Here is a 24395-nt window from a genome sequence, read left to right on the forward strand (position 1 = left end):
ACCTGACGCTATCGCCTTATGCCAGCAAAACTAAACTGAACGTGCATTCCTTTGCAATGAGCAATTACCAGGTTTTACCAATGTTAAACTGGAACTGCTCGGCTTTATCTCCACTGTATTTCTTATACGGCTGGGCGTAGGAGAAGACCAACGGCCCTAATGGTGACATCCATTGTAATGCGATACCTGCGGACATACGGATATTGCTCGGATCGCTGTAGTCTGGAACGCCCGCATTTTTCATATCTGCAGTGTTCTGCCAGTTGGTATCCCAAACGGTACCGGCATCCCAGAAGAAGGACGTACGGACCGAGTTCGCGTATTTATCGCTGATAAACGGCGTAGGGACAATCAGCTCCAGGCTGGCGACGGCCATGGCGTTACCGCCCACCGCATCGTCAGACTTACAGTAGCCGCCGGACTTATCACAGTTATCCAGACCGGACGCACCGTAGTAAACCGCTTTCGGACCGATGGTGTTGGACTGGAAACCACGCACGGTGCTGGAACCACCGGCATAGAAGTTTTCATAGAACGGCAATTCTTTGCTGCCGATCCCGTCACCATAGCCCCACTTGGTACGGCCCAGAACCACCCACTGATGATCATCATCAATCGGGAAGTAGGATGCCGTATCCATGGTCACTTTATAGAACTCGTTATCGGAGCCCGGAATCGTGACTTTACCATTCAGGTTGACGCGCGAACCGTCCGTCGGGAAATAGCCGCGGTCGAGTTTGTTATACGTCCAACCGTAGTTGAAGGTGAAGTCGTTTGCCGAGAAACCGTTATCGTCGCTGGTTGTACCCGCCTTCTGGCCGATAGAGTCCAGATAACGCCACATCGCCACCTGCGGTTCCATGTTGGACAGGTCGTTATGGACGTAGCCCAGACCCGCACGCAGTGAGTTGTATTCGTTAATCGGGAAGCCTAACGTCCCGTCTACACCATAACTTTTGTTGGTATAGGAGGAGAGGTCAGCATCGTCAGCTTTAAAGTCATTGTAGAAGACACGACCGCCAAGGCTAACGCCATCAACCGTAAAGTACGGGTTGGTCACAGAAAGCTCGGTATAGGTCTGGTAGTCGTTCTTGGTACCGTTGATACCCACAGAGTAACCGGTACCTAACCAGTTATCCTGCTGAACGCCCGCCTGGAAGCTCACGCCGCTTTCAGTACCGTAGCCGATACCGAAGTTGAAGCTACCGGTGTTACGTTCTTTAACCTTGTAGACGACGTCTACCTGGTCCGGGCTGCCCGGTACGCGCTGAGTATCGGTGTCGACGGTTTCAAAGTAGCCCAGACGGTTCAGACGATCTTTACCCTGGTCAACTAAATCGCCGCCCAACCATGCGCCTTCCATCTGGCGCATTTCGCGACGCAGTACGGAATCTTTGGAGGTGTCGTTACCTTCGAAGCGGATATTACGCACGTAGAAGCGGTTACCAGCATCCACGTTGATATGCAGCTTGACGGTTTTATCGGTGTCGTTAATTTCCGGCTGAGACTGAACGCGCGGATAGGCGTAGCCATAGCGACCAAGAAGTTTCTTAATGTTATCTTCCATTTTGGTCACTTTCGCGCCGTTATACAGCTCGCCCGGCTCGATCTTGGTCAGCCCTTCGATCTCGGCTGAGTGCCCAGCAAGGTTCCCTGTCACCTGTACGCCAGACAGTTTGTACTGGTCGCCTTCGGTGATGTTAACGGTGATGTAGATACCTTTTTTATCCGGCGTCAGGCTAACCTGCGTGGAATCAATGTTGAAACGGGCATAGCCGCGGTCCAGGTAGTAGCTACGCAGAGTTTCAAGGTCACCCGCCAGCTTCTGTTTCTGGTATTTGCGATCGCCAACCACGTTCCACCACGGCACTTCATCGCGCAACTGGAAAGTAGAAATCAGATCTTCAGTGCTGAACGCGTGGTTACCCACGATGTTAATCTGCTGGATCTTGGCGGAAACCCCTTCCTGGAAAACCAGCTTCAGGTCGACACGGTTACGCGGCAACGGTGTAACAACCGCCTTCACGCTCGCGCTGTACTTACCGACGCTGTAGTAGAAATCTTCCAGACCTTTTTCAATATCACCGAGTGTTGTACGGTCGAGGGATTCACCAACGCGGACGCCAGAAGCCTCAAGGTTTTGCTTGAGCATGTCATCCTTCACCGATTTATTACCGGAGAAAGTGATGCTAGCAATCGTTGGGCGTTCTTTGACCTGCACCAATAACACATCGCCATCTCTCAGGACGCGAACATCCTCAAAGTTGCCCGTGGCAAACAGGGCGCGAATGGTGTTACTGATGTCATCATCAGTGACTGTATCGCCAGGACGTACTGGCATACTGAGGAGGGCCGCACCAACAGCGACTCGCTGCAAGCCTTCGAAATGAATGTCTTTCACCACGAATCCGTCAGCACCGTATACGGTCGCGCTGCCAAAAAGCAGCGACGCTATGAGCAACTTTTTCATCGCCATTGTTATTATGCGTTCTTCCTAACTATCTCTCTTACAACCGAGAGAAATCATTGAAAAGTGCAAGCCCCATTAACAGCATCAGCAGGATCGAGCCAATGCGATAACTAAAGTCTTGAACTCGCTCGGATACCGGGCCGCCTTTCAGCTTTTCGATCGCCAAAAACAGCAAATGTCCCCCATCTAATACGGGGAGCGGGAACAGGTTGATTATGCCTAAATTCACGCTGATGAGTGCAAGAAACATCAGGTAGTAAATCAACCCAAACTCCGCAGACATCCCAGCCCCCTGGGCGATAGAAATCGGCCCACTGAGGTTGTTCAGTTTGACGTCACCGGTTATCAATTTTCCCAGCATACTGACCGTCAGCTTCATCAACTGCCCGGTTTTCTCCGTGGCTTCGACAATCGCGCTGAAAGGCCCATACTGGCGCACTGTTTTGTATTCCTCAGGCAGCGGGATAACTTTCGGTACTACCCCTGCGAACCCTTCTACCTTTCCGCTACCGTGTTTTGTATCCGGTATCAGAGTTAAAGACAAGGGACTCCCCTGCCTTTCGATCCCCAACTGTAACGCTTTACCCGGATTGTCACGCACCAGCGTAACAAACGTCAGCCATTGCGTCAGCGGTTGACCGTTGACTGTAACGATCCGATCCCCTGCTTGTAAACCAGCTTTACGTGCCGCAGAGTCAGATTGTACCTCTGCTAATACAGGTTCAATCTGTGCACCACGAGGGCGAATCCCAAGCGAGGCTACCGGATCTTCTTTATCTGGCTCGAACGCCCAGTGACGCAGATCGAGGATTCTATCCTGTCGCTGGTCACTGCCGAAAGGGGCAACGGTGAGAGTGGTGCTTTCGTCACCGATTTTTGCCACTAACGCCATGCGCACAGCATCCCAGTCAGGCGTTTCGATACCATCTATTGCTTTTAGTTCCGTGCCTGGTGCAATTTGTGCTTCCGCCGCGATGGAATTGGCGGTTATTTCACCAACAACCGGACGAACGCCAGGGACACCGATGATAAACACCAGCCAATAGGCAAAGATGGCAAAGAGGAAGTTAGCGATGGGGCCGGCGGCAATCACGGCGGCACGCTGGCCGACCGTTTTGTTGTTGAACGCCATGTGACGCAGCTCAGGCGCCACTGCGTCAACCCGCTCGTCGAGCATTTTGACGTAGCCGCCCAGGGGGATAAGGGCGACAACAAATTCGGTGCCGCGTTTATCAACACGGCGCCACAGCGCTTTACCAAAGCCAATGGAGAAGCGCTCTACACGGATACCACAGCGCCGAGCAACCCAGAAATGACCAAATTCGTGTACGGTGATCAATACCCCTAGCGCAATAATAAAAGCGGCCAGGTTCCAGAGAATGCTCAGCATAAGTTCATCCGTTAAATCGTCCTGAAAACGAGCAGCAACAGGCAGGCGAAGACAGGAACCGCAGCCGTCAGGCTATCAATTCGGTCCAGTATCCCGCCGTGTCCCGGGATCAGATGCCCGCTGTCTTTAATACCCGCCTCGCGTTTGAACATACTCTCAGTGAGATCGCCCAATACCGAAGCCAGTGCGGCAATGATGGAACAGGTTAACAGGATGGACGGTGCAACGTCCAGATTTGCCCATACGCCATAAGCCCAGGAGATAACGGCTGCCGTAATCAGGCCACCGATAAAGCCCTGCCAGGTTTTCCCCGGAGAGACCTTCGGCGCAAGTTTATGTTTGCCAAACAGCTTGCCAAACATATAGGCACCAGAGTCCGCTCCCCAAACCAGGATCATGACGTAGAGCAACCACAGCGCGCCGCTGTAGTGGTTTTCGTCGTAATGCCAGGAGCGGAGTGCCAGCATGCCCCAGAAGAACGGTATAATCGTAGCGATACCGAAAATCAGACGCAGCGCCTTTGACTGACGCCAGAGCGCAGCAGACCCAGGATAAGAGAGAACTAATACCAGTGCGACAACCCACCAAATCAGGGAGGCCCACAGCGATATTTCGACAACCGGTTGATGAATATTATGGTGATATTCCGGTATCAAAAAGAGCATCACCGCCAGCAGCAGGCCACAAAGTACGGCAAGCCACACGCGCTGAGTACGAGAAGTGAAACCGCAAAATTGCCCCCATTCCCACGCCGCCAGCATACATACCACTAGCGTCACAATGGCAAAGCCACCGGGCGGCAGCAAAAAAAGGGCTGCGATAACAACCGGTATTAAAATCAATGCAGAAATCAGGCGATACTTCAGCAAAAGCTACCCCCATCAGGCTTTGTCGCCACCAGGCTCGGTGCCGCCGAAACGTCGCTCTCGATTAGCGAAAGCATGCAGCGCACCCTCAAAGTCTTGTTCATCGAAATCGGGCCAAAGAACATCTGTAAAGTAAAGTTCAGCATAGGCAATTTGCCAGATGAGAAAGTTACTGATCCGATGTTCTCCCCCGGTCCTAATCACTAAATCTACGGGAGCCAGTTCATGCATGCAGATCTGCTGATTCAGCAGCTCTTCACTAATTTGATCGGGGCGGAGTTCCCCTTCCTGAACCTGTTCGGCTAAGCGCTGAACTCCCTGAATAATATCCCACCGACCGCCGTAATTTGCGGCGATGTTCAATGTTAACCCCGTATTTTTCTCCGTCAGCGTTTCCGCCTTACGGATCCGCTCTTGCAGGCGCGAATTAAACCGACGGGTATCGCCAATAATTCGCAGCCGAACGTTATGGCGGTGCAGGCTTTTTACTTCACTGTCCAGCGCCCAAACGAACAGCTCCATCAACGCACTCACCTCTTGTTCCGGGCGGTTCCAGTTTTCACTGCTGAATGCGTATAGCGTTAATGCCTCGATACCGTGACTCGCTGCGTAGGCCACAGCGCGGCGCACGGATTTCGCCCCGGCTTTATGTCCAAAGGCGCGAATCTTACCTTGCTTCTTCGCCCAGCGGCCATTGCCATCCATAATGATCGCAACATGACGGCAACCGTGGGCTGGCAGATTCTCGCTGATTGGTTGATTAGCAGACAACATAACGCGTTTTTAATCCATGAAAAGGGATGAGCGGTACCCCGGAATACAGCTATATACTTTATCATTCAGGTAAACCTGAATGATTTTACGTATCTTTGTGTCGCAAAAAAGCCGTGATTAAGCACGGCTTTCCCAATAGCAAAGCCAAAATACGGCGCTACCGAGTGGCGCAGACTATATCACTGAAGCCAGATGCTCACAAATGCCGTGATGGTTTGTATGCTGATTCCGCTCTCATTAACGAACGAAATGCTTCGCCTGCGCAGACGCTTCTTCGCGCGCCCTGACGTCAATTTCCATCACCGCCTCAACGCTCTGTGGTTCACTGAGTTCGAGGTGTTCCAGCACCGCCATATTCACAGCGGCAATATCGGTGAAACGGATTTGCCCGTCGAGGAATGCGGCAACCGCAATCTCGTTGGCTGCATTTAGCGCCGTAGTCGCTGCCTGGCCCTGTTCAAAGGCCTCCATCGCCAGTTTCAGGCAAGGGTAGCGCGCATAATCGGGCTCACTAAAGCTCAACGATCCCATCTTGCAGAAATCCAGCGGCTTCGCGCCGGAAATCACACGATGCGGCCATGCCATGGTGTTGGCAATTGGCGTCCGCATATCGGGCTCACCCAACTGTGCCAGTACGCTGCCGTCCTGGTATCGCACCATTGAGTGAATCACCGACTGAGGGTGAATCAGTACTTCCATCTGCTGCGCTGATGCATTAAACAACCAGCGGGCTTCGATGTATTCCAGACCTTTATTCATCATGGTGGCCGAGTCGACGGAAATTTTACGTCCCATCGACCAGTTCGGATGGCGACAAGCCTGATCTGGCGTCATTGCGCTCAGTTCAGCGATTGGCGTTTCACGGAATGGACCACCTGATCCGGTAAGCAGAATGGATGACACTCCATGCTGCGCCAGATCAGCGTACCCTAAGTTGCTCTGAAAACTTTGCGGTAAACTCTGAAAGATAGCGTTATGTTCGCTGTCGACGGGCAGAATCTGCGCATTATGTTGTTTGACGGCCTCAAGGAACAGACGCCCGCAGGTCACTAGTGATTCTTTATTCGCCAACAGGATAATTTTCCCGGCGCGGATTGCTGCCAGCGTTGGGAGCAGACCGGCTGCGCCAACAATCGCCGCCATGACCTGATCGACCTCATCCAGCGCCGCCACCTCGCAGGCCGCTTGCTGACCGCTGAGCACCTCAGTCTGGCTGCCATGCTCGCGCAGCGCAAGCATCACGGCATGGGCGCTAGGTGCGTCATCCATCACCGCATAGCGCGGAGCAAACTCCAGGCACTGTTCAACCATGCGCTCGACGTTTTTACCCGCCACCAGCGCGGTTACCGTAAATTTCTCTGGGTTATGGCGCACGACGTCCAGCGTATTGCAACCAATAGAGCCCGTAGAGCCCAGAACAGCTAATCGCTTCATGAGAGATCCAGAATAGATAAAATATACTCGACGTATTTCAAGTTACACAAAGGCGACAAGCCGATGTTCCTGAAAGCTTACCGAGATCGGTCAGTAGTCTCTGGGAGCACGGTAAGCGCACCTGCGGCTTGAAAGACAACGAGTACAAAGCAAAACGCCGCCAGCGAAGCAGTAATGCTCCCTGTACGGCGTTCATCGCACAACTTACGCAGTATTAGAACTGCATCAGCTCTGCTTCTTTCTCTGCCAGCGCCGCTTCAACTTTCTTGATAGCCGCATCGGTCAGTTTCTGTACATCTTCTTGAGAACGGCGATCGTCATCTTCGCTGATCTCTTTGTCTTTCAGCAGCGCCTTCACTTTATCGTTCGCATCGCGACGGACGTTACGTACGGATACGCGCGCCTGTTCTGCTTCACCACGAACAATTTTGGTCAGGTCTTTACGACGTTCTTCGGTCAGCGGAGGCAGCGGAACGCGAATGTCAGTACCCGCGGAGCTTGGGTTCAGACCGAGGTCAGACGCCATAATCGCTTTTTCAACGGCCGGGCCCAAAGAGCGGTCGAACACGTTAATTTTCAGCGTACGGGTATCTTCTACCGTGACGCTTGCCAGCTGACGCAGCGGAGTTGGGGTGCCGTAATACTCAACGACAATGCCGTCCAGCAGGCTGGGAGAAGCACGACCCGTGCGAATTTTGCTGATTTGGTTTTTGAATGCTTCTACGCATTTTTCCATGCGTACTTCAGCATCTTTTCTGATATCGCTAATCACGTTACGAATCCTTGAAAACTAGTCTCAGTCAGACCAGACAATGACACATTGCGAAGAATGCGCTAAGTATAGTCTCGTTTAAATCAGGCCACCGAATATACTCGTCGTCTTTCAAACTGCGGATGTATTGGCTGCATTCGTTTCCCCAAATCACTTACTAAAGTAAGCTCATCGGAGTTCTCTCAATTGCCGCCTTACCGCAACTTAAAATCCATAGAGTGAATCAATTCTGCCAGGTAAAGGCGAATCTTACCCGGAATTGGCCGCTACGGAAATTATTCCGTAATTAAAGTGCCTTCTTTTTCGCCCATGACCACGCGACGCAGTGCGCCCGGCTTGTTCATGTTGAATACGCGAATCGGCAATTTATGGTCACGGGCCAGCGTGAAGGCTGCAAGATCCATGACTTTCAGTTCTTGTTCCAGTACGTCGCTGTAGCTCAGCTGTTCGTACATGGTCGCAGACGGGTCTTTCGCCGGGTCAGCGGTGAATACGCCGTCAACTTTAGTGGCTTTCAGTACCACGTCGGCTTCGATTTCGATGCCGCGCAGGCAGGCTGCGGAGTCGGTGGTAAAGAACGGGTTGCCGGTACCGGCGGACAGAATCACGACGCGGTTGTTACGCAGCAGGCTGATGGCCTCTGCCCAGCTGTAGTTATCACACACGCCATTCAGCGGAATCGCCGACATCAGGCGGGCGTTCACATAGGCGCGGTGCAGTGCGTCACGCATCGCCAGGCCGTTCATTACCGTTGCCAGCATGCCCATGTGGTCGCCCACAACGCGGTTCATGCCCGCTTTTGCCAGACCCGCGCCACGGAACAGGTTGCCACCACCAATAACGACACCCACTTGAATGCCCAGCTCAACAAGTTCTTTAATTTCTTGCGCCATGCGGTCAAGAATACTTGCGTCAATACCGAAGCCTTCAGTCCCCTGCAATGCTTCACCGCTAAGCTTGAGCAGAATACGTTTGTAGACAGGTTTTGCGTTGGTAGCCATTTTCTTTCCTGAGAGTGTCACGAATGGGATGAGTGACATCATGCGTTCCTTGCCGGTGACCCCCAATAGGAGCAGGCTGATTTCCACATGACGATTTTCTTCACTGCTTAAATCTATACTACACAAAAGAGAGCCGCCCTTAGGCGGCTCCTTTACAGCAATTAAGACTGCTTGGACATTGCAGCAACTTCTGCTGCGAAGTCAGCCTCAACTTTCTCGATGCCTTCGCCCACTTCAAAGCGGATGAAGCCAGTCACGTCAGCGTTGTGCTCTTTCAGCAGCTGGCCAACGTTTTTGCTTGGGTCCATAACGAAAGGCTGACCAGTCAGAGAAACTTCACCGGTGAATTTCTTCATGCGGCCTTCAACCATTTTCTCTGCGATTTCTTTCGGCTTACCGGACTGCATCGCGATATCCAGCTGTACCTGGTATTCTTTCTCTACCACTTCAGCAGACACGTCTTCTGGCTTAACGAATTCTGGCTTGCTTGCAGCAACGTGCATTGCCAGGTGTTTAACCAGCTCTTCATCAGCGCCTTTAGCCGCAACCAGAACACCGATACGTGCACCGTGCTGGTAGCTACCCAGAACATCACCTTCCAGGATTGCAACGCGACGAATGTTGATGTTTTCACCGATTTTAGCAACCAGGGCAACACGCTCTTCTTCGAACTGTGCTTTCAGGACATCAACGTCAGTCACTTTACCAGCAACAGCTGCGTCCAGAACTTTGTCTGCGAACGCCTGGAAACCACCGTCTTTAGCAACGAAGTCAGTCTGGCAGTTAACTTCCAGAATCACGCCGAAGTTGCCTTCGATTTTGGTTTTGATCACGCCGTCAGCAGCAACGTTGCCTGCTTTTTTAGCGGCTTTGATTGCGCCAGATTTACGCATGTTTTCGATTGCCAGCTCGATGTCGCCGTTAGCTTCAGTCAGTGCTTTTTTGCAATCCATCATGCCTGCGCCAGTACGCTCACGCAGCTCTTTTACCAGGGATGCGGTAATTTCAGCCATTCTAAAATCCTCGGAAGATTTGATCTGCCCGGCCGAAACCGCACAGATTTAAAAGTAAAAAAGGGGGCCATAGACAGGCCCCCTAACCAAACGTGTACTACCTGGTCTATAAGGGCTCTAACGAGCGTGCCTTATTACTCAGCTTCTACGAAGCTTTCTTCCGCCTGGGAAGCCAGATCCTGGGAACGGCCTTCACGAACGGTAGCAGCAACTGCGCTCAGGTACAGGGTCACAGCACGGATTGCATCGTCGTTACCAGGGATAACGAAATCAACGCCATCTGGATCAGAGTTGGTATCAACGATAGAGAATACTGGGATACCCAGGTTGTTCGCTTCTTTGATAGCAATGTGTTCGTGGTCAGCATCGATTACGAACAGTGCGTCCGGCAGGCCGCCCATGTCTTTGATACCGCCCAGGCTGTTTTCCAGTTTCTCAAGCTCACGAGTACGCATCAGCGCTTCTTTCTTGGTCAGCTTGTCGAAAGTACCGTCCTGAGACTGAGTTTCCAGATCTTTCAGACGTTTGATGGACTGACGAACGGTTTTCCAGTTAGTCAGCATACCGCCCAGCCAGCGATGGTTCACGAAGAACTGGTCGCAGCTGTTAGCAGCTTCTTTCACAGCTTCGCTTGCAGCGCGTTTAGTACCAACGAAAAGGATTTTGCCTTTGCGAGAAGAGATCTTGTTCAGTTCAGCCAGAGCTTCGTTGAACATTGGTACAGTTTTCTCAAGGTTGATGATGTGAACTTTGTTACGTGCGCCGAAGATGAAAGGCTTCATTTTCGGGTTCCAGTAACGGGTCTGGTGACCAAAGTGAACACCAGCCTTGAGCATGTCGCGCATGGAAACAGTTGCCATGGTAAAAACCTCTATAGATAAAGTTGGGGTTAAGCCTCCACGTATCCCATATTACCGACCCCTAAGGGCACCCCGGAATATGTGTCGATACGTGTGTGTTATTACACAAAGTGAGATTTGTCGCTTCCAGCCAAAACATTGAGCGGAAGTTCGGCGCGCTTTATACCATAAATTCGCCGCAGATACCAACAGTTGTTATCGTACACCGGGGCACGAAAGGCGAAGTTCAGAATGATTCTCAATTTGGCAGGGACGGCTCCTGGCTGTTAACATTGACATCACTAATACTCAATTATTGTCGAAAAAATCGACACTGATGGACATATTCCATGGCTATTTCTATTAAGACCCCTGAAGATATTGAAAAAATGCGCGTTGCTGGCCGTCTGGCCGCCGAAGTGCTGGAAATGATCGAACCGTATGTGAAGCCAGGCGTCACCACCGGTGAACTGGATCGCATTTGTAACGACTACATCGTCAACGAACAGAAAGCGATTTCCGCCTGCCTGAACTACCACGGTTTCCCAAAATCGGTCTGCATCTCGATTAACGAAGTGGTGTGTCACGGTATCCCGGATGACGAAAAACATCTCAAAGATGGCGACATCGTCAACATCGACGTCACGGTCATCAAAGATGAATTCCACGGCGACACCTCAAAAATGTTTATCGTCGGCAAACCAACCATCCTGGGCGAGCGTCTGTGCCGCGTCACCAAAGAGAGCCTGTACGTTGCGCTGCGAATGGTGAAACCAGGCGTGAACCTGCGTGAAATTGGCGCAGCGATTCAGAAGTTCGTTGAAGCGGAAGGCTTCTCAGTGGTTCGCGAATACTGCGGACACGGTATCGGCCGCGGCTTCCACGAAGAACCGCAGGTGCTGCATTACGACTCTCGCGAAACCGACGTGGTATTGAAGCAAGGCATGACCTTCACCATTGAACCAATGGTCAACGCCGGCAAAAAAGAGATCCGCACCATGAAAGACGGCTGGACGGTAAAAACCAAAGACCGTAGCTTGTCTGCGCAGTACGAGCATACTATTGTGGTAACAGACAACGGCTGCGAAATACTGACGTTACGCAAGGATGACACCATCCCGGCGATAATCTCGCACAACGAATAATGAAAAGCCGGCGATTGCCGGCTTTTTTATCGGTGATAGTTTTTTCTTATGGGTGGTTTGATGAGTAACTCCTTACCTGAACTGGCATGCACAATTCTCCCCACCCTGCCCGGCCAGCCGGAAAACCCGGTTGATTGGCCGCAAAGCAGCCTCAACTGCGCGGAGATCAAAAACCGTCTCGATGATTTTCAGCGCTGGCTGGGGGAAGCCTTCGATAACGGCATCTCCGCCGAACAGCTGATTGAAGCCCGCACCGAGTTTATCGACCAGCTCTTACAGCGCCTGTGGCTACTGTACGATTTTGGCGAAGTGGAAGACGCCGCGCTGGTCGCCGTCGGCGGTTACGGGCGCGGTGAACTGCATCCGCTCTCTGACGTTGATTTACTGATCCTAAGCCGCAAAAAACTGCCCGACGATCAGGCACAAAAAATTGGCGAACTGCTGACGCTGCTGTGGGATCTGAAGCTGGAAGTCGGCCACAGCGTGCGTACACTGGAAGAGTGCCTGCTGGAAGGGCTGTCGGATTTAACTGTCGCTACCAACCTGATCGAGTCCCGCCTGCTCATTGGCGACGTTGCGCTATTCCTGGAGTTACAAAAAAACGTCTTCAGCGAAGGTTTCTGGCCGTCCGAAACCTTTTTCCCCGCCAAAGTTGAAGAGCAAGAAGCACGCCACCAGCGCTATCACGGCACCAGCTACAATCTGGAGCCGGATATTAAAAGCAGCCCCGGCGGCCTGCGTGATATCCACACTATTCAGTGGGTCGCCCGCCGTCACTTTGGCGCCACCTCGCTCGACGAAATGGTCAGTTTCGGCTTTCTGACCGAAGCCGAACGTAACGAACTCAACGAATGTCTGCATCTGCTTTGGCGGATTCGCTTCGCCCTGCACCTGGAACTTAACCGCTACGATAACCGTCTGCTGTTCGACCGCCAGTTGAGCGTCGCGCAACGGCTGAAATACGCCGGTGAAGGCAATCAGCCTATCGAACACATGATGAAGGATTTCTATCGCGTCACCCGTCGGGTCAGCGAGCTCAATCACATGCTGCTCCAGCTGTTTGATGAGGCGATTCTCGCCCTCACCGAAGACGAAAAACCGCGGGCGATTGACGATGATTTCCAGCTACGTGGCACGCTTATCGACCTGCGCGACGACACGCTGTTTATCCGCGAGCCGCAGGCCATTCTGCGCATGTTCCACATCATGGTGCGTAACAGCAGCATTACCGGGATTTACTCGACCACGCTGCGCCATCTGCGCCATGCCCGCCGCCACCTGAGCCAGCCGCTGTGCTATATCCCGGAAGCACGCGAGCTGTTCCTGAGCATGTTGCGCCATCAGGGTGCGGTGAGCCGTGGTCTGCTGCCGATGCATCGCCACAGCGTACTGTGGGCCTATATGCCGCAGTGGTCGCATATTGTCGGGCAGATGCAGTTTGACCTGTTCCACGCCTACACCGTCGACGAGCACACCATTCGCGTGCTGCTGAAGCTGGAGAGTTTTGCTCGTGAAGAGACACGCCCGCGCCATCCGCTGTGCGTCGATCTCTGGCCGCGTCTGAATCACCCAGAGCTTATTCTGATTGCCGCCCTGTTCCACGATATCGCCAAAGGGCGAGGCGGCGATCACTCGGTTCTCGGCGCGCAGGACGTGCTCAAGTTTGCCGAACTGCACGGCCTGAACTCGCGAGAAACCCAGCTGGTTGCCTGGCTGGTGCGCCAACATCTGTTGATGTCAGTCACCGCTCAGCGTCGCGATATTCAGGACCCGGAAGTGATCAAGCAGTTCGCCGAAGAGGTGCAGACCGAACATCGTCTGCGTTTCCTGGTGTGCCTGACGGTTGCCGATATCTGCGCAACCAACGAAACCTTGTGGAATAGCTGGAAGCAGAGCCTGCTGCGTGAGCTGTACTTTGCCACCGAAAAACAGCTGCGGCGGGGGATGCAAAATACGCCGGATATGCGTGAGCGCGTACGCCATCATCAGATGCAGGCGCTGGCGCTGCTGCGCATGGACAACATTGATGAAGAGGCGCTGCATCAGATCTGGAACCGCTGTCGCGCCAACTACTTTGTGCGCCACACGCCAAACCAACTGGCATGGCACGCCCGCCATCTGCTGAAACACGATCTGACCCAACCGATGATCCTGCTCAGTCCCCAAGCCACGCGCGGCGGGACTGAAATCTTTATCTGGAGCCCGGACCGGCCTTATCTGTTCGCCGCCGTCTGCGCCGAACTCGACCGTCGAAATCTCAGCGTGCACGACGCGCAGATTTTCACCACCCGCGACGGCATGGCGATGGACTCCTTTATTGTGCTTGAGCCGGATGGCAGCCCGCTTTCCGGCGACCGCCATGAAGCCATTCGTTTCGGACTCGAACAGGCGATTACCCAGCACAGCTGGCAGCCACCTCAGCCACGTCGCCAGGCGGCAAAATTGCGCCATTTCTCCGTCGATACCGAGGTGAATTTCCTGCCGACGCATACCGACCGCCGCTCGTTCCTTGAACTGATTGCGCTCGATCAGCCTGGGCTTCTGGCCCGCGTCGGACAGGTGTTCGCTGACCTCGGAATTTCGCTCCACGGGGCCAGAATTACGACAATTGGTGAACGAGTAGAAGATTTATTTATAATCGCCACCGCAGACCGGCGTGCCCTTAATAATGTGCTGCAACAAGAAGTGCAACAACGGTTGACAGCGGCCCTCAATCCAAACGATAAAGGGTAACGATTTTTTTATTAGTAAATGGAAAGAGTAAACAATGCAGCAATTACAGAACGTTATTGAGTCCGCTTTTGAGCGTCGCGCCGACATCACGCCGGCAAATGTGGATACCGTAACCCGCGAAGCGGTCAACCAGGTTATTTCCCTGCTGGATTCCGGCGCGCTGCGTGTCGCTGAAAAAATTGACGGCCAGTGGGTCACTCACCAGTGGCTGAAGAAAGCGGTTCTGCTCTCTTTCCGCATTAACGATAACCAGGTTATCGACGGCGCGGAAAGCCGCTACTTCGATAAAGTGCCGATGAAATTCGCCGACTACGACGAAGCACGTTTCCAGAAAGAAGGCTTCCGCGTGGTACCACCAGCGGCAGTCCGTCAGGGTGCTTACATCGCACGCAACACCGTACTGATGCCTTCCTACGTCAACATCGGTGCTTACGTTGACGAAGGGTCCATGGTTGATACCTGGGCAACCGTCGGTTCTTGCGCGCAGATCGGTAAAAACGTTCACCTGTCCGGCGGCGTCGGCATCGGTGGCGTACTGGAGCCACTGCAGGCTAATCCAACCATCATCGAAGATAACTGCTTCATCGGCGCACGCTCCGAAGTGGTTGAAGGCGTGATCGTTGAAGAAGGCTCCGTTATCTCCATGGGCGTTTACCTGGGTCAGAGCACCAAAATCTACGACCGCGAAACCGGCGAAGTATTCTATGGCCGCGTCCCTGCGGGATCCGTGGTGGTCTCCGGCAACCTGCCGTCTAAAGACGGTAAATACAGCCTGTACTGCGCGGTTATCGTGAAGAAAGTTGACGCGAAAACCCGCGGTAAAGTGGGCATCAACGAACTGCTACGCACAATTGATTAATAAGATATGAAAAGCGGGGGCTACCCCGCTTTTTTTTATCTCTACGCTGGCGGAAAATGATTTTTTCGTTAATTATTCAATAGTTAATTTAGATCAAGGGTACCGCTATGTACGATAATCTGAAAAGTTTGGGCATTACCAATCCTGATGAAATCGATCGTTACAGCCTCCGGCAGGAAGCCAACAACGATATCCTGAAAATCTATTTCCAGAAGGATAAGGGTGAGTTTTTCGCTAAGAGCGTGAAGTTCAAATACCCACGCCAGCGTAAGACCGTTGTCGCAGACGGCGCAGGCCAGGGGTTCAAAGAGGTGCAGGAAATCAGCCCTAACCTGCGCTACATCATTGATGAGTTAGATCAGATTTGCCAGCGCGATCGAACCGAAGTCGACCTTAAGCGTAAGATCCTCGACGATCTGCGTCATCTCGAAAGCGTTGTCACCAACAAGATCAGCGAAATTGAAGCCGATCTGGAAAAACTAACGCGTAATAAATAATACTCGTGCACTTTATTTCCCCGGCCACGCTTCGCCTGGCCGGGTTTATCACCGCTGTTCATCCAGTTGCAACGCAATATACAGCAGTAGCCGGTCGTCAAAATTCCCCAAATCCAGCCCCGTGAGCTCCGAAATTCGGTTCAATCGATACTCCAGCGTATTACGGTGAATAAACAGCGCCTTCGAGGTCGCCAGCGGCTGCACGTTGTGGCGGAACCACGCGGCCAGCGTCCGGCGTAATAAACCGTTGTTATCCATCGCTTTCAGACGCGTTAACGGGCGGGAAAGCTCGTTGGCCTGCCAGCCGCCGCGCAGACTGTCCAGCAGCACCGGCAACATCAAATCCTGGTAGAAATAGCTGCGGCTGTCGGGCATTCGCTGCTTGCCGACCATCATGGTGGTACGGGCGGTGCGATAGGAACGGGCGATACTGCCCGGCCCGGTAAAATAGTTACCCAGCGCCACGCGAAAACGCAGATGACCATTCTCCTTCATGCGTGAAATCAGCTGCTCTACACGTTTCTGATGATCCTCCGCATCCCAGCGACCGAACGGGTTCAGCGCCGGCTTCAGCACCACCATTTCGGTCAGCGACACGATGGCTATCAGGTTGTTGCGCTCCGGCGTAGTCAGCGCATTTTGTAGCTGCTGGAGTTCTGCCATGGCGCTATCCACGCCCAACTGCCCGCTGTCGACCTCTACCACCGCCGCGACGCGCGGTTGATTAAGATCGATACCCAGCCGCTGAGCCCACTCGGTCAGCGCGGGCGTATTCTCTTCGGCCTGGATAAGGTTCATCACCAGCTCTTCACGCAGACGGCTATCCTGCGCCAGCAGGTGCATCAGGCGCGACTGTTCCAGCATCATCTCCGCCGTCATACAGACCAGCTCACCGTACTTACGCAGCGTCTCCGGCTCACCGGTCAAACCGATAACGCCGACGATTTCTCCTTCCAGCCGCAGCGGCAGGTTAATCCCCTGACGTACCCCGTGCAGATGGCGGGCAACCGCATCGTCAATATCGACCACGCGCCCCTGAGAAAGTACCAGCAACGCGCCTTCGTGCAATTCACCAATACGCTCGCGGTCGCCGCTGCCAATAATGCGCCCGCGGGCGTCCATTACGTTGATATTGGTGTCGATAATCCGCATCGTGCGCGCCACGATATCCTGCGCCATTTTCGTATCGAGATGCCAGCTAGCCATGAACCCCTCCTGTGAGCAGGTTACATGATAAGAAAGATGTATACGGCTCGCACTGTGCAAATGCACAAAGCACGATTGAGATCTGTGGAGTTGTGGGGGGCTTCACATAACGGGGGAAAGAAACCCTTTCCCCGAGAGGGAAAGGGTTCAGGAGGGATTACTGCATCAGCAGGTAGATGGAGCTATCACCACGCTGAATGTTCAGCGCCAGAACGGAAGGTTTGCTATCGAGGATTTTACGCAGCTCGGCGATATTTTTCACCGCCTGCTGGTTAGCCCCAACAATCACATCCCCTTTCTTCAGGCCAATCTGCGCAGCCGGCGTGCCCGCTTTCACGGAGCTCACTACTACGCCTTTATCCTGGCCTTTGTTGCTCATCTCAGCACCTTCGATACCGTTGAAGATAGAGCTGGAGTCCACCTGATTCTGGCTGCTCTGCTGCAGTTCAATCTCTACCGTCAGCGGTTTACCGTCACGCTGCAGGCCAAGGCTGATTTTGCTGCCGATTGGCATAGTGCCAACCTGCGCACGCAGCGCCGCGAAGCTGCTGATCGGTTTACCGTTCAGAGCGGTAATCACGTCACCGGCTTTAATGCCCGCTTTCGCCGCAGAGGAGTTCGGCATCACCTGGCTTACGAAAGCGCCGCGCTGAGCATCAACCTTCATGGCTTTCGCCAGTTCGGAGTTCAGCTCGGTACCCATAATGCCCAGCTCACCGCGCTTAACCTGCCCGAATTTCACCATCTGGTCGGTGAGGTTTTTCACCATGTTGCTTGGGATAGCGAAGCCGATACCGATGTTACCGCCGTCCGGTGCGAGGATCGCGGTGTTGATACCGATAAGCTCGCCGTTCAGGTTAACCAGCGCACCACCGGAGTTACCGCGGTTAATTGCGGCATCGGTCTGAATAAAGTTTTCGTAGTTTTCGACGTTCAGGCCGCTACGGCCCAGCGCGGAGACGATACCGGAGGTGACAGTTTCACCCAGACCAAACGGGTTCCCGATAGCCACGGTATAATCGCCAACGCGCAGAGCGTCAGAATCCGCCAGCTTAATTGCCGTCAGATTTTTCGGATCCTGAATCTGAATCAGCGCGATATCAGAGCGCGGGTCTTTCCCCACCACTTTGGCATCAAACTTACGGCCATCGCTCAGCTGAACCTTAATCACGTTGGCGTTATCGACCACGTGGTTGTTGGTGACGACATAGCCTTTCGCCGCGTCAATCACCACCCCGGAACCCAGGGCCATAAATTTCTGCTGCTGCTGCGGGCTTCCGCCGCCGTTACCACCATCCGGGCCTGCTCCCTGACAGAATGGGGAACTCTGGAAAGGTGAACCGTCCTGGCAGAACGGCGAGTTGTCGCCAAAGAACTGCTGGAAGTTACGCCCCATACGCGGGGTATTTACCGTTGTGCTGCCCTCAACATTAATGCTGACGACAGACGGCATCACCTTTTCCAGCATCGGCGCCAGGCTTGGCATTGGCTGCGCAGCAGATGCGGTGGAAGATGCCGTCTCGGCCGCGCTAGCGGACAACGGAGACAGAGCCAGACTTAAACTAAGAGCCAGTGCACTCATTGCTAACGTGGTTTTTTTCATGTGTTTCAATCTCAATTTCAGATTACGCAAAGTTACGATGTTCGTGACTAATCAGATTCACTTTATGGCACTAAGTTCCCTGCAACTGCACTTGGGAAAAGTAAAAATTTATTGAGCGTCTTTACAAAACTTCTGATTATTCCACCGCCATCAACCGTCGATATTCATCCCACGCGTAGAGATCGGTCATACCGCTGATATAATCCTGAATCAGCCGACAACGATAATAATATTCCATTACCGGAAATTCCACGGAGTCACGCGAAATTTTATTAACAGCCTCAACATAAGCTAAACGATGCCGCGTTGAGAGCTTGCAAAAGAGTCGTGATTCTATTGGCAAGTGGCGCACACGTTCATGTTCCACCAGCTCACTGAAATCACTCAGTGATAATTTTAGTAGCGGTGCATAAATATCCAGTAAGCCGCCAATAACCCGATAACCCTGTAATTCTAACTGCTCGACCTCAGGATGACTAAAGACATGTTTTATAGCTACATTTTTATATGATGCAAGCAGTTCGCTGTAGCTGCTTTCATCTTCCAGCAGCGCCTGATTAAAATCACCGTCATAGATCTTCTGTAGATTGTCTATAAATCGCTGTGCCGCATAGGGCACCAGCTTATTTAATGTATTCACCCGCAAATACATGAAGAACTGATCTTCCGCACTTCGGCTTAATGAATTAGAGCGAGATTTATCCCAGGCATTTTCGACAACCTGCGCGAACAGCGAACCTTTTGTATGATTAGGCCACGCCTCATATAAATGTTGATAGAGTTGCTCAACGCTGAAAATTCGTTTTTCTACCGCATCCTCAAGATCCGCGACACAATAAGAGATATCATCAGCCGCCTCCATAATCCAGGTTAATGGGAAGCGATTGTAAGGCGCCAAATCAAGTTCTTTACGTAAGCGCGCAATATAGTGCTCTTCGGCCAGGTAATAGCCCGGTTTTTTCATTAAATAGCTGTGCGTTTTCGGCACGTCGGTCGCCCACCAGGCCGGACGGGTGTATTTTAAAATGCATCCCACCTGCGCCCAGGTCAGATTCATACGCATTAGGGTATGCACCAGGCGGATGCCCTGCGCGTTACCTTCAAAATGACACAGATCCTGACGCACTTTACTGCGTAACACGTTTAGCGCTTCTTCACCTTCTCGCAGTTGCAGGTCGATGACCTCGCAGCGATCGTGGCTCTGCGGCTGCTGGCGAGCATCTTTGGGTGCCAGACGGTGGCTGAACCAGTCGTTAATTGCCGCCTCACCAAAGTGACCAAACGGCGGATTGCCAATGTCGTGCATCAAACACGCCATCTCAACAATACTTTCAAATGGCCCGGTCAGTTCATCCAGCCCGTAGGTTGCGAGCAGATTTTTCTCTTTCAGGCGGCTGAGGATCTCTTTGGCGATGTAGCGGCCAACCTGCTGCACCTCCATTGAGTGCGTCAGGCGCGTGCGCACCGCTGCGTTACGCTCGAGCGGGAAGACCTGCGTTTTCTGCTGTAATCGCCGAATCGCCGGAGAATTAATAATGCGCCCGCGATCGCTCTCGAAGATGCGCAGGATTTCATGTTCAGAACTGACGCCCTGCGGTGAACGATAGCGCCGATGCCAGTTAATTTTATTGCGAAAATCAATCGTAGCCATAGCCTCTCCGTCGCGAGAAATGCGCTTCCCCTGAACCGCATGATAGACTATGCCTTTAAACATGGCACATCGCGAGTAAATCTATGAAAATCGGCATTATTGGCGCAATGGAAGAAGAAGTTACGCTGCTGCGTGGCAAAATCGAAAATCGTCAGACCATCACTATTGGCGGTAGCGAGATCTATACCGGCCAGCTTAACGGCGTTGACGTCGCGTTACTGAAATCTGGCATTGGTAAAGTTGCTGCGGCAATGGGCGCAACCCTGCTGCTGGAACGCTGCCAGCCGGACGTCATCATTAATACCGGTTCCGCAGGCGGCCTCGCGCCAACCCTGAAAGTAGGCGACATCGTGGTCTCTGACGAAGCGCGCTACCACGACGCTGACGTTACCGCATTCGGCTACGAAATTGGCCAGATGGCCGGCTGCCCGGCGGCCTTCAAAGCAGACGACAAACTGATTGCCGCTGCCGAAGAGTGCATTAAATCCTTAGACCTCAACGCCGTACGCGGCCTGATTGTCAGCGGTGATGCCTTCATCAACGGTTCTGTAGGTCTGGCAAAAATCCGCCACAACTTCCCGCAGGCGATTGCGGTTGAGATGGAAGCCACGGCAATTGCCCACGTCTGCCACAGCTTTGCCGTACCGTTTGTCGTGGTACGCGCGATTTCCGACGTTGCCGATCAGCAGTCCCATCTGAGCTTTGATGAGTTCCTGGCGGTTGCCGCTAAACAGTCAACGCTGATGGTTGAAACGCTGGTGCAGAAGCTGGCGCGTGGCTAAGCGGCTCATCACCGGGCTGCTGGCCCTGCTGCTTAGCGTCCCGGCGTGGCTGTGTGCCGCGCCGCGGGTTATCTCCCTTTCTCCCGCCAATACCGAACTGGCCTTTGCCGCCGGGATCACCCCGATTGGCGTGAGCGCATGGTCAGACTATCCTGCCGAAGCCAAAGCGATTGAACAGGTTTCCTCATGGCAGGGAATTAATCTGGAACGTATTGTCGCCCTCCATCCAGACCTGGTGCTGGCATGGAAAGAAGGCAACGCCGAACGCCAGGTGAACCAGCTGCGAGCTCTTGGGATCGACGTTTTATGGGTGGATACCCATAGCATTGAAGAGATTGCCGCCACGCTGCGCCAGCTCGCGAAATGGAGCCCAACGCCAGAGAAAGCCGAGCAGGCCGCAACCGCCCTACTGCATGACTATACTCAGCTCAAAGCGCAGTACGCCAACGCACCGAAAAAACGGGTGTTTATGCAATTTGGCTTTAACCCTATTTTCACCAGTAACAAAAACGCGATTCAAAACCAGGTACTGGAGATTTGTGGCGGTGAAAATATCTTCGCCGACAGTCGCGTCGCCTGGCCACAGGTGAGCCGTGAACAGGTGCTAATGCGTCAGCCGCAGGTCATCGTTGCCGCGGGCGACGAGAGCCAAATTCCGAAAATTCAGCAGTACTGGGCCAGTCAGCTCACAATCCCCATCATTCCCCTCAATAGTGACTGGTTTGAACGGGCAAGCCCACGTATTATCCTCGCCGCAAAACAACTCTGTACTGCACTCGAGCAGGTTCATTAATTGGGTAATTGGTCATGCTTGTTTATTGGCTGGATATTGTAGGCACCATGGTTTTCGCGGTCTCCGGCGTTTTGCTGGCGGGTAAGCTGCGTATGGATCCGTTCGGTGTGTTGGTGCTCGGTGTCGTCACCGCCGTCGGTGGCGGTACCATTCGTGATATGGCGCTGGCCAACGGCCCGGTATTCTGGGTAAAAGACCCAACCGACCTGGTCGTGGCGATGGTCACCTGCATGCTGACGATTGTGCTGGTGCGCCAGCCGCGCCGTTTACCCAAATGGGTGCTGCCGGTACTGGATGCCGTCGGTCTCGCGGTATTCGTCGGCATTGGCGTCAACAAAGCGTTTATCGCCCACTCCGGGCCGCTGGTTGCGATATGTATGGGTGTCGTCACCGGCGTTGGCGGCGGGATTATTCGTGACGTGCTGGCGCGTGAAGTACCGATGATCCTGCGGACTGAAATCTATGCCACGGCCTGTATTGTCGGCGGGATTGTCCACGCAACGGCTTACTACACCTTTGATGTGCCACTGGAAAACGCCAGTATGATGGGAATGGTGGTGACGCTGGCTATTCGCCTGGCGGCGATTCGCTGGCACCTGAAGCTGCCCACCTTTGCTTTGGATGAGCCTGGCCGCTAAATGAAATTGCCCGCCAGAAGGCGGGCAATTAAAATTCACATCACAGTCCGGACAAGCACATCAGATGCTGAACGAAGAACCACAGCCACAGGTGCTGGTTGCGTTCGGGTTGGTCACGATAAAGCGTGAACCTTCCAGCCCTTCGGTATAGTCAACGGAACCGCCCACCAGATACTGCAGGCTCATCGGATCGACCACCAGGCCTACGCCCTGTTTTTCGATGGTCATATCGCCGTCGTTGATCTGGTCATCAAAGGTAAAACCATACTGGAAGCCGCTGCAACCGCCGCCCGTGATATACACGCGCAGTTTCAGGTTTGGATTCTCTTCATCCGCGATCAGGACTTTTACTTTTTTGGCTGCGGCGTCGGTAAACTCCAGCGGCAGCACTACGTCATCACTCATTTTTTGCTCCCATTAATACTGCAGGTTCAGGTTAATATTCACCCGACTCTTTGTGTCATTATCTAATACCCGAGTAAATCGTTCAAGTATTCTCCGGCGCTGACCGCTGGGCTTTCGCCTCCTGTTCAGCTTCCTGCTTGGCAAGGGTTCTTGCCAGAATCGTGGCGTAGAGCGGCTGTCCACCGAGGAACTGCGCTAATAGCGTGGCACCGAGCCCGGTAATAATCATTGGCAAAATGAGCTGATAATTATCGGTCATCTCCAGCACCAGCACGATTCCGGTGAGCGGTGCACGTACGGACGCCGCTAACAGCGCGCCCATTCCAGCGATAGCAAAGGTTCCCGCTTCCAGATGATAAGCCGGGAAAAGATTCATCGCCGCCATCCCAAATGCGGTACCCAGCAGCGTGCCTAACGCCAGCATTGGCGCGAAAATCCCACCGGGAGCTCCGGAGGAAAAACACAGCAGCGTCGTCACCACGCGGGCGACAAACAAAAACAGCAGCGCACCGACGGTGTAGTTACCGGCTGCGGCAATCGGGATCAGGCTAAATCCACCGCCGGAGGCAGCCGGGTGAAACAGCCCGAGAATACCGCATCCGCCGCCTATCAGGCCGCCAATCAGCACCCATTTTTTAATATCGCCGCCGTGAATACGGAAGAACATATCTTGAGTTTTCAGCACCAGCGTGTTGAACAGCGGGCCAACGCAGCCAAAGATAATCCCCAGCACCAGATACAGCCACAGCGTATTAACTGGCGCATTCGTCAGCTTACCGACTTCAATCACCGGCGTTTCACCGTTAAAGATACGGAATACGACGCTGGACATAATCACGCCGACGAATACGGCCTTAATAGAGATCAAACTGTAGCGGAACTGCGGGCGCATCTCTTCAATGATGAATAGGATGCCCGCCAGCGGCGCGTTAAAGGCCGCTGAAAGCCCCGCCGCCGCACCGGTTGCCAGCAACGTATGACGCGACTCTTCGCCACGCTGGCGGAAAATATCCCCCACCATGCGGCCGATATTGCCACCGATTTGCACCGTCGGCCCTTCGCGTCCCAGCACCATACCCGAGCCCAGCGTTCCCATGCCGCCAACAAATTTCACCGGCAGCACGCGCCACCAGCGCACCGGACGCAGCTCTTCCAGCGCACCTTCAATTTCGGGAATACCTGATCCACCGGCTTCCGGCGCAAAGCGGCGCACTAGCCAGTAGCCCACCATCGCCAGCAGGGCCGATAAAATAAACGCCAGCGGCCAGACGATAAACCAATGATCGGCGACCTGCGCCAGCGTAGCGATACGCGCGTTTTGCACCCAGTTCACCGCATGCTCAAACGCCACGCCAACCAGCCCCACCAGAGAACCGACAACGGCAGCCGACAGCAGTACCATCAGCGGCGTTTTATCCCGGTTCAATAATTTACGCACCACATCGCGGCGGCGTAAATGAACGATCCGTTGTGCCTCTAAAGGAGTTATCTCTGCTTTCATCACGTCTTCACTAATTGGTAATA

Annotated in this window: 21 protein-coding genes; 7 read left to right on the top strand and 14 right to left on the bottom strand. The window is 53.4% G+C overall.

The features are described from left to right. Positions 1–64: 64 nt before the first annotated feature. From bamA to rpsB, 9 genes are all read right to left on the bottom strand, one after another. On the bottom strand, positions 65–2476 hold the full coding sequence (bamA, locus tag LZ634_RS11655) for an outer membrane protein assembly factor BamA (protein ID WP_234505131.1): 2412 nt from the start codon (positions 2474–2476) through the stop codon (positions 65–67). A gap of 31 nt (positions 2477–2507) precedes the next feature. Further along, positions 2508–3860: a sigma E protease regulator RseP gene (gene rseP / locus LZ634_RS11660; protein ID WP_234505133.1), complete on the bottom strand. Its 1353-nt coding sequence runs from the start codon at positions 3858–3860 to the stop codon at positions 2508–2510. An 11-nt stretch (positions 3861–3871) separates the two neighbouring features. After that, the gene (gene cdsA / locus LZ634_RS11665) at positions 3872–4729 is read right to left on the bottom strand and encodes a phosphatidate cytidylyltransferase (protein ID WP_234505134.1); all 858 of its coding nucleotides are present in this window, start codon (positions 4727–4729) and stop codon (positions 3872–3874) included. Positions 4730–4741: 12 nt separating this feature from the next. Then, positions 4742–5500: a (2E,6E)-farnesyl-diphosphate-specific ditrans,polycis-undecaprenyl-diphosphate synthase gene (gene ispU / locus LZ634_RS11670; protein WP_234505138.1), complete on the bottom strand. Its 759-nt coding sequence runs from the start codon at positions 5498–5500 to the stop codon at positions 4742–4744. Between the two features lie 237 nt (positions 5501–5737). Next, positions 5738–6934, bottom strand: coding sequence for a 1-deoxy-D-xylulose-5-phosphate reductoisomerase (gene ispC / locus LZ634_RS11675; protein WP_234505140.1), 1197 nt, complete (start codon positions 6932–6934; stop codon positions 5738–5740). A 214-nt stretch (positions 6935–7148) separates the two neighbouring features. After that, positions 7149–7706 (bottom strand): ribosome recycling factor, encoded by a 558-nt coding sequence (frr, locus tag LZ634_RS11680; protein WP_052285406.1) that lies wholly within the window; start codon positions 7704–7706, stop codon positions 7149–7151. 275 nt (positions 7707–7981) lie between these two features. Continuing rightward, complete coding sequence (pyrH, locus tag LZ634_RS11685) at positions 7982–8707, bottom strand: UMP kinase (RefSeq protein WP_052285405.1); 726 nt, start codon at positions 8705–8707, stop codon at positions 7982–7984. Positions 8708–8868: 161 nt separating this feature from the next. Further along, the gene (tsf, locus tag LZ634_RS11690) at positions 8869–9720 is read right to left on the bottom strand and encodes a translation elongation factor Ts (RefSeq protein WP_234505143.1); all 852 of its coding nucleotides are present in this window, start codon (positions 9718–9720) and stop codon (positions 8869–8871) included. Positions 9721–9854: 134 nt separating this feature from the next. Continuing rightward, positions 9855–10580 carry a 30S ribosomal protein S2 gene (gene rpsB, locus LZ634_RS11695; protein ID WP_052285404.1) on the bottom strand — a complete coding sequence of 242 codons (726 nt, stop codon included), beginning with the start codon at positions 10578–10580 and terminating at the stop codon, positions 9855–9857. Positions 10581–10909: 329 nt separating this feature from the next. On the opposite strand from rpsB, the gene map reads away from it, so the two are divergent. The 4 genes from map (at position 10910) to LZ634_RS11715 (ending at position 15793) form a co-directional block, all read left to right on the top strand. After that, the gene (map, locus tag LZ634_RS11700; protein ID WP_052285403.1) at positions 10910–11704 is read left to right on the top strand and encodes a type I methionyl aminopeptidase; all 795 of its coding nucleotides are present in this window, start codon (positions 10910–10912) and stop codon (positions 11702–11704) included. Between the two features lie 60 nt (positions 11705–11764). Further along, positions 11765–14437, top strand: coding sequence for a bifunctional uridylyltransferase/uridylyl-removing protein GlnD (gene glnD / locus LZ634_RS11705; RefSeq protein ID WP_234505147.1), 2673 nt, complete (start codon positions 11765–11767; stop codon positions 14435–14437). A 34-nt stretch (positions 14438–14471) separates the two neighbouring features. Then, positions 14472–15296 (top strand): 2,3,4,5-tetrahydropyridine-2,6-dicarboxylate N-succinyltransferase, encoded by an 825-nt coding sequence (dapD, locus tag LZ634_RS11710; RefSeq protein ID WP_052285401.1) that lies wholly within the window; start codon positions 14472–14474, stop codon positions 15294–15296. A 107-nt stretch (positions 15297–15403) separates the two neighbouring features. Then, on the top strand, positions 15404–15793 hold the full coding sequence (locus LZ634_RS11715; protein WP_234505150.1) for a DUF3461 family protein: 390 nt from the start codon (positions 15404–15406) through the stop codon (positions 15791–15793). Between the two features lie 48 nt (positions 15794–15841). On the opposite strand, the gene cdaR is transcribed toward LZ634_RS11715, so the two are convergent. The 3 genes from cdaR to dgt form a co-directional block, all read right to left on the bottom strand. Then, positions 15842–16999, bottom strand: coding sequence for a DNA-binding transcriptional regulator CdaR (gene cdaR / locus LZ634_RS11720; RefSeq protein WP_234505153.1), 1158 nt, complete (start codon positions 16997–16999; stop codon positions 15842–15844). Between the two features lie 157 nt (positions 17000–17156). Continuing rightward, positions 17157–18602 carry a serine endoprotease DegP gene (degP, locus tag LZ634_RS11725; RefSeq protein ID WP_234505156.1) on the bottom strand — a complete coding sequence of 482 codons (1446 nt, stop codon included), beginning with the start codon at positions 18600–18602 and terminating at the stop codon, positions 17157–17159. 136 nt (positions 18603–18738) lie between these two features. After that, positions 18739–20253 carry a dGTPase gene (gene dgt / locus LZ634_RS11730; RefSeq protein WP_234505160.1) on the bottom strand — a complete coding sequence of 505 codons (1515 nt, stop codon included), beginning with the start codon at positions 20251–20253 and terminating at the stop codon, positions 18739–18741. An 83-nt stretch (positions 20254–20336) separates the two neighbouring features. On the opposite strand from dgt, the gene mtnN reads away from it, so the two are divergent. Genes mtnN through LZ634_RS11745 form a run of 3 tightly spaced genes read left to right on the top strand, consistent with a single transcriptional unit; the run spans position 20337 to position 22466 of the window. Then, positions 20337–21035, top strand: a complete 699-nt coding sequence (gene mtnN, locus LZ634_RS11735) for a 5'-methylthioadenosine/S-adenosylhomocysteine nucleosidase (protein ID WP_234505163.1) — start codon at positions 20337–20339, stop codon at positions 21033–21035. Further along, positions 21028–21828: a vitamin B12 ABC transporter substrate-binding protein BtuF gene (gene btuF / locus LZ634_RS11740; RefSeq protein ID WP_234505165.1), complete on the top strand. Its 801-nt coding sequence runs from the start codon at positions 21028–21030 to the stop codon at positions 21826–21828. Before mtnN ends, btuF begins: the two co-directional genes overlap by 8 nt. Positions 21829–21842: 14 nt before the next feature. Beyond that, entirely contained in the window at positions 21843–22466 is a 624-nt protein-coding gene (locus LZ634_RS11745) for a TRIC cation channel family protein (RefSeq protein WP_234505166.1), read from the top strand. A 60-nt stretch (positions 22467–22526) separates the two neighbouring features. Here the strand turns inward: LZ634_RS11745 and erpA are convergent, their stop codons facing one another. Together erpA and clcA are read right to left on the bottom strand one after the other, a co-directional pair. Continuing rightward, positions 22527–22871 carry an iron-sulfur cluster insertion protein ErpA gene (gene erpA / locus LZ634_RS11750; protein WP_234505168.1) on the bottom strand — a complete coding sequence of 115 codons (345 nt, stop codon included), beginning with the start codon at positions 22869–22871 and terminating at the stop codon, positions 22527–22529. A gap of 82 nt (positions 22872–22953) precedes the next feature. Next, positions 22954–24372, bottom strand: a complete 1419-nt coding sequence (clcA, locus tag LZ634_RS11755; protein WP_234505169.1) for a H(+)/Cl(-) exchange transporter ClcA — start codon at positions 24370–24372, stop codon at positions 22954–22956. Between the last annotated feature and the right edge of the window lie 23 nt (positions 24373–24395).

Source organism: Kluyvera intermedia (genome assembly GCF_021440345.1).
Classification (GTDB): Bacteria; Pseudomonadota; Gammaproteobacteria; order Enterobacterales; family Enterobacteriaceae; genus Kluyvera; species Kluyvera intermedia_A.